8 protein-coding genes and 1 pseudogene are annotated in these 5,701 nt (G+C 63.3%); all 9 read right to left on the bottom strand.

Going from position 1 to position 5,701, the window contains the following annotated elements; genetic code table 11:
- The coding region (nuoF, locus tag Q0O97_RS17165; protein WP_294932302.1) for an NADH-quinone oxidoreductase subunit NuoF at positions 1-1,228 on the bottom strand (1,228 nt) is incomplete at its 3' end.
- Positions 1,229-1,241: 13 nt separating this feature from the next.
- Entirely contained in the window at positions 1,242-1,466 is a 225-nt protein-coding gene (locus Q0O97_RS17160; protein WP_294932299.1) for a DUF5337 domain-containing protein, read from the bottom strand.
- Between the two features lie 85 nt (positions 1,467-1,551).
- A complete protein-coding gene (gene nuoE / locus Q0O97_RS17155; protein ID WP_294932296.1) occupies positions 1,552-2,274 on the bottom strand; it encodes an NADH-quinone oxidoreductase subunit NuoE in 723 nt (240 codons plus the stop codon).
- A gap of 70 nt (positions 2,275-2,344) precedes the next feature.
- Positions 2,345-3,583, bottom strand: a complete 1,239-nt coding sequence (locus tag Q0O97_RS17150) for an NADH-quinone oxidoreductase subunit D (RefSeq protein ID WP_294932294.1) — start codon at positions 3,581-3,583, stop codon at positions 2,345-2,347.
- A gap of 4 nt (positions 3,584-3,587) precedes the next feature.
- Entirely contained in the window at positions 3,588-3,767 is a 180-nt protein-coding gene (locus Q0O97_RS17145) for a hypothetical protein (protein ID WP_294932291.1), read from the bottom strand.
- Positions 3,764-4,561, bottom strand: a complete 798-nt coding sequence (locus Q0O97_RS17140; protein ID WP_294932288.1) for a sulfotransferase — start codon at positions 4,559-4,561, stop codon at positions 3,764-3,766. Before Q0O97_RS17140 ends, Q0O97_RS17145 begins: the two co-directional genes overlap by 4 nt.
- A gap of 38 nt (positions 4,562-4,599) precedes the next feature.
- Positions 4,600-5,016: a GFA family protein gene (locus Q0O97_RS17135; protein ID WP_294932285.1), complete on the bottom strand. Its 417-nt coding sequence runs from the start codon at positions 5,014-5,016 to the stop codon at positions 4,600-4,602.
- Positions 5,013-5,627: an NADH-quinone oxidoreductase subunit C gene (locus Q0O97_RS17130; protein ID WP_294932282.1), complete on the bottom strand. Its 615-nt coding sequence runs from the start codon at positions 5,625-5,627 to the stop codon at positions 5,013-5,015. Before Q0O97_RS17130 ends, Q0O97_RS17135 begins: the two co-directional genes overlap by 4 nt.
- Before the next feature lie 3 nt (positions 5,628-5,630).
- A pseudogene (locus tag Q0O97_RS17125) lies at positions 5,631-5,701 on the bottom strand (NADH-quinone oxidoreductase subunit B); the annotation flags it as partial.

Below are 5,701 nucleotides of genomic sequence, written 5' to 3'. Positions count from 1 at the left end.
GGAAATTGCGGATCAGGCCCTGGATCGGCCATGCGGCGGCGTCGCCAAGGGCGCAAATGGTGTGGCCCTCGACCTGCTTGGTCACGTCCAGCAGCATGTCGATTTCCTCGACCTCGGCCTCGCCGCGAACCAGACGGTCCATGACGCGCATCATCCAGCCCGTGCCCTCGCGGCAGGGGGTGCATTGGCCGCAGCTTTCATGCTTGAAGAAGGCCGACAGCCGCCAGATCGCCTTGATGATATCGGTGGACTGGTCCATCACGATCATGCAGGCGGTCCCGAACGAGGACCGCAACTCGCGCATCCCGTCGTAATCCATGATCGCATCTTCGCACTGTTCCGCCGTCAGCACGGGACAGGAGGCGCCGCCGGGGATCACCGCCTTGAGGTTCTTCCAGCCACCGCGGATGCCGCCGCCATGCTTCTCGATCAGCTCGCGCATGGGGATGGACATGGCCTCTTCGACCACGCAGGGGGTGTTGATATGGCCGGTCAGGCCGAACAGCTTGACGCCCGCGTTGTTCGGACGGCCAAAGCCCGCGAACCATTCCGGGCCGCGCCGCAGGATGGTCGGCACCACGGCGATGGATTCGACATTGTTCACCGTGGTCGGGCAGCCGTAAAGCCCCGCCCCCGCCGGGAAGGGCGGCTTCATCCGGGGCATGCCCTTCTTGCCCTCCAGAGATTCCAGCAGCGCGGTTTCCTCACCGCAGATATAGGCGCCGGCACCGTGATGCAGGTAAAGGTCGAAATCCCAGCCCGAGCCCGCCGCATTCGCCCCCAGCAACCCCGCGTCATAGCATTCGTCGATGGCGGCTTGCAGCGCTTCGCGCTCGCGGATGAACTCGCCGCGCAGATAGATGTAGGAGGTATGCGCCCCCATGGCGAAGCTGGCGATCAGCGCGCCCTCGATCAGCGTATGCGGATCGTGGCGCATGATCTCGCGGTCCTTGCAGGTCGCGGGTTCGGATTCGTCGCCGTTGATGACCAGATAGGCCGGGCGCCCGTCGCTTTCCTTGGGCATGAAGGACCATTTCAGCCCCGTCGGGAAGCCCGCGCCGCCGCGCCCGCGCAGGCCGGATGCCTTCATCTCCTCGACGATCCTGTCGCGGCCCCGCGCGATGATGCCGGCGGTTCCGTCCCAGCAGCCGCGCTTCTTCGCCCCCGCAAGGGAACGGTCGCCCATGCCGTAAAGGTTGGTAAAGATCCGGTCCTGATCGTTCAGCATCTTCGTCTTGTCCTTATCGCTGCGAGGACGCGTTGCGCCGCCGCCAGATCCGCCAGGTCACCAGAAGCGACCAGATCATTGCCGCTATTGCCGCCAGATCGGCGAGAAAAGCATATCTTGGGTCCAGGTCATAATGCCCGCCAAACCACTGAAACGCCAGCCAAAGCAGCATGGAAACGGCGATCACGCCGCCCGCCAGGCGCATCTGGCGCAGGTCTTGGCGGCGGGGATCGGCCATCCCGGCCCCCCGCGTTCCAGCCCCTTTGCCATCAGCCTGTCGCATCACCCATGTCACCTTGCAAACGCGCCACAGCGCGGCTTCGTCAAACCTGCTCGCGCCCTTTCAGCCAGGGCGTCAGGATCGGCGCCTCGGTCCCGTCGATCCGCTTGAGCGTTTCCTTCAGATCGGCGGCGCGGCGGGTCGAGGCGTTCAGGCTGTCGCCCGTGCCCTGCAACCCCGCCAGCGCGGTCGGCCCGCCAAGCGGCTCGGACGAGAAACGCCCGTTCTGCGACCCCGGCGCGGGCACCTCGCCCGCCGCCATCGCGTCGATCAGGTCCGACAGCTTCTGCGCGGTCAGGTCCTCGTAATAATCCTTGCCGATCTGGGCCATCGGCGCATTGGTGCAGGCGCCCAGGCATTCGACCTCTTCCCAGGAAAACTTGCCGTCGGCGGAAACCGTGTGCGGCGTCGGCGCGATCTTTTCGCGGCAGACGGCAATCAGGTCCTCGGCCCCGCAGATCATGCAGGTGGTGGTGCCGCAGATCTGGATATTCGCAACCGAACCAACGGGTTGAAGCTGGAACATGAAATAGAAGGTCGCCACCTCCAGCGCCCGGATATAGGGCATCCCCAGCAGGTCGGCGCAATATTCGATGGCGGGGCGGGTCAGCCAGCCTTCCTGCTCTTGCGCGCGCCACAGGACGGGAATGATCGCGGATTGCTGGCGGCCCTCGGGATATTTGGTCATCTGCGCCCGCGCCCATTCCAGGTTGGCGGGCGTGAACTCGAAACTGTCGGGCTGTTCTGGGTGAAGGCGGCGAAGCATCAGTTGCTGCCCTTTCCTTGCAGAAAATCGGAAAAACCTGCGCAAAGGCGCGTGATATGGCGGCGGCGCATCAACGGTCCACCTCGCCGAAAACGATGTCCAGCGTCGCGATGATGGCGGGCACATCGGCCAGCAGATGGCCCTTGGACATCCAGTCGATCGACTGAAGATGCGCGAAACCGGGCGCGCGCAGCTTGGCGCGATAGGGCCGGTTGGTGCCGTCCGCGACCATGTAGACGCCGAATTCGCCTTTGGGGGCCTCGACGGCGGCATAGACCTCGCCCGCAGGGACCTTGAAGCCCTCGGTATACAGCTTGAAGTGGTGGATCAGGGCTTCCATGTCGCGCTTCATCTCGGCCCGCTTGGGCGGGGTCAGCTTGCCCCGCGCCAGCACGTCGCCAGCAGGCTCGGCCCGCAGCTTCTGGATGGCCTGCTGCATGATCTTGCAGGATTCGCGCATTTCCTGCATGCGGATCAGATAGCGGTCATAACAGTCGCCATTCTTGCCCACCGGAATCTGGAAGTCGAATTCGTCATAACATTCATAGGGTTGCGCGCGGCGCAGGTCCCACGCCATGCCCGACCCGCGCAGCATCACGCCGGAATAGCCCCAGTCCAGCGCATCCTTTTCGGTGACGATGCCGATATCGACCAGACGCTGCTTGAAGATGCGGTTTTCGGTCAGCAGCGTGTCCAGATCGTCCACCACCCTAGGGAAACGCTCGCACCATTCCTCGATATCGTCGAGCAGCTTGGGCGGCAGGTCCTGATGGACGCCGCCGGGGCGGAAATAGGCGGCATGCAGCCGCGCACCGCAGGCGCGTTCGTAGAAGATCATCAGTTCTTCCCGCGCCTCGAACCCCCACAGCGGAGGCGTCAGCGCACCGACGTCCATCGCCCCGGTGGTCAGGCCCATGAGGTGGTTCAGGATGCGGCCGATTTCCGAATACAGCACCCGGATCAGGCTGGCGCGACGTGGCACCACGGTCCCGGTCAGCTTCTCGATCGCCAGGCACCAGGCATGTTCCTGGTTCATGGGCGAGACGTAATCCAGCCGGTCCAGATAGGGCAGGTTTTGCAGGTAGGTTCGGCTTTCCATCAGCTTTTCGGTGCCGCGATGCAGCAGGCCGATATGGGGGTCGGCGCGCTCGACCACCTCGCCATCCAGTTCCAGCACCATGCGCAGCACGCCATGGGCCGCCGGGTGCTGAGGCCCGAAGTTGATGTTGAAATTGCGGATCGCCTGTTCGCCCGTCAGGGCATCCGCCGAGCCGTCGTCATAGGTATTCTTGCGGATGTCGCCGTCCATTTGCTCAACCTAGCCTTTCCAGCACCGAGTGGTGTATCTTCGAGCGATCCAGAAAATCGGGGATCTGCGCCTCGGCCGCGCTCACATCCCAAGAAGCGGGAACCTCATCGCCAAAGGCCCGCGATACCGCCTTGTAGCTTGGCGCCAACAACCAGCGCATCGTATTGCGTTGTTCAACCGTCATGAGACTTCCACCCCCCCCCGCACGCGGTGGTTGTAATTGCCGGGATGAAAATCGACCCCCAGAAATCTGCACAGACCCGCAATCGCATCATTTGCAAACATGGTTTCATAAAACATGTATTTCACGCGATCCGCCGGCAATTGCCCCAGCGCGAACAATGTCCCGCGATAGTTCGAGCGGTCGAGAATATGCCTTTCCCGGCCCTCAAGAACCTTCTGCAAGACATCGCCCGCAGTAATGCCCGGCCTGACATGCGCACACATCCATTCAGCCCGCATCTTCAGATGGGACCACATCCGCTGGACCGGGTCGCGCATCAGGTAAAGGAACTTCGAACCGGGAAAGGCATCACTCATCTGCCGATAGCGGCGCCCGCCAAGGACGCTGTAATCGGGCGTGATATCGGCCACCCAGGGCTTGTCGGCCGCACCGTCGAGCATCAGGCGGCGATAGGCGGCGTGATCGGGTTCCTCGGACGCATACATTTCAACCAGGCGCCTGCTGTCTTCATAAAGCCCCCCATCCCCGCGCTCGGTCGCCAGGATGGAACGGGCCCCACGCGCAAAACGGCCAGTAAGCGTGAGGACGCTTTTGGGAAGCGGCGGAAAGCTGGCGAGATGCTTTTCCCGCATACGACGAAAGCCGATCTGCTTGCTGTCCCAAAGCACGTTGAAGTAGTGGATTTCCTTGATCGGCTGGACATGCACCTGCGGATGCGCGGCGAAATAGCTGTAAAGCCAGGTGGTCCCGGCCTTTTGCGCGCCTACGCAGAACAGGAAATTTGCCTGAGTCATAGCCACTTACCTGCCATCCTTCCGGTCGCCGTCCATATTCAGCCCTCCTGCTGGGCAATTTGCGCCATGAACTCGGCCTCGGTCATGGTCGGGCGCGTGCCGGCCAGCGCATAGCTGGCGGGTTTGTGGTCGATGAAGATTTCGCTGGTCACCGGGAAGGCGGCGGGGTCGTCGAAGATCTGGACCGAGACCGCATAATGCGACCCGTCCACCGACCGCCATATCAGCGACGAACCGCAATCGCGGCAGAATACCCGCTCGCCCCATTCCGAGGAACGATAGACGCCGACCGGCGCGCCGTCGGCGATCTGCGGGGCCGATTCGGCCTGCACCGCGATGAACATGCCGCCGCTCCACTTGCGGCACATGCCGCAATGGCAAACGCCCGCCTCGGTCCCCGCCTCGACGGACAGCGTGCAGGCGCCGCAGAGACAGCTTCCGCGAAGCGCGCTCATTTCGCGTCCCCCTTTTCATCGCCGGGCAGGACGTATTTCGCGCCCTCCCAGGGGGACAGGAAATCGAACTGGCGGTATTCCTGCACCAGCTTGACGGGTTCGTAGACGACGCGCTTTTCATCGTCGTTCCAGCGCACCTCGACATAGCCGGTCGTCGGGAAATCCTTGCGCAGCGGATAGCCCTGAAAGCCGTAATCGGTCAGGATGCGGCGCAGGTCGGGGTGGCCCGAGAACAGCACGCCGAAAAGGTCGAACACCTCGCGCTCATACCAGTTCGCGCCGGGGAATATGCCGGTCAGCGAGGGCACGAGTTCATCCTCGCGCACGGCGACCTTCACGCGGATGCGCTGGTTTCGATACATCGACAGCATATGATAGACGATATCGAACCGCTGCGCCCGCGCCGGGTGGTCGATGGCGGTGATGTCGATCAGGGTCGAGAAGGCGCAGGTCTGATCGCTGCGCAGGAACTCGATCAGGTCGAGCAGCCCCGCCAGGGTGGCGGTGACGTTCAACTCGCCGAATGCGATCCCGGTTGCCAGCACCTGATCGGGACGGGCGGCGGCGATATGTTCGGCCAAGGCCTCAAGCTGTGCGGTATCGACGGTCATGGCTTACCTCACCAGCGTGCCGGTGCGCCGGATGCGGCGCTGAAGTTGCAGGATGCCGTAAAGCAGCGCCTCGG

The sequence above is a fragment of the uncultured Paracoccus sp. genome (assembly GCF_945915435.1).
Taxonomy (GTDB): domain Bacteria; phylum Pseudomonadota; class Alphaproteobacteria; order Rhodobacterales; family Rhodobacteraceae; genus Paracoccus.
The sequence above is the reverse complement of the archived record's forward strand: the minus strand, read 5'-3'. Positions and strand labels throughout refer to the sequence as shown.